Annotated in this window: 1 protein-coding gene; it reads left to right on the plus strand. The window is 64.1% G+C overall.

From position 1 onward, the window contains the following. The coding region (locus tag A5781_RS10230) for a condensation domain-containing protein (protein ID WP_197503774.1) at positions 1–515 on the plus strand (515 nt) is incomplete at both ends.

Below are 515 nucleotides of genomic sequence, written 5' to 3' on the forward strand. Positions count from 1 at the left end.
ATGTGTTGGTGGCCGTGGCCCACCATATCGCCGCCGATGGCTGGTCGATCACCCCGCTGGCGCGTGATCTGGGTGTGGCGTATGCCAGCCGCGTTCAAGGCCAGCCCCCTGGGTGGGTGCCGTTGGCGGTGCAGTATGCCGATTACACGCTGTGGCAGCATGAGCAGTTCGGGGCCTTGGAGGATCCGCATAGTCTGATTGGCGGGCAGTTGGCCTACTGGCAGCAGGCCCTGGCCGGGATGGCTGAACGCCTGGAATTGCCCACCGATCGGCCCTATCCGGCGGTAGCCGATTATCGCGGCGCCAGTGTGGCTTTCGAGTGGCCGGCGCAGTTGCAGCAGCAGATCACCCAGATGGCCCGGGCATATCAGATCAGCAGTTTTATGGTCATCCAAGCCGGGCTGGCAGTCTTGTTGGCCAAACTGAGTGCGAGTTGTGAGGTGGCCGTTGGGTTCCCGATCGCGGGCCGGCGTGACCCGGCCCTGGATGAGCTGGTCGGGTTCTTCGTCAACACC

Origin of the sequence: Mycobacterium sp. 852002-30065_SCH5024008 (genome assembly GCF_001665645.1) — a bacterium.
Lineage (GTDB): Bacteria > Actinomycetota > Actinomycetes > Mycobacteriales > Mycobacteriaceae > Mycobacterium > Mycobacterium paraffinicum.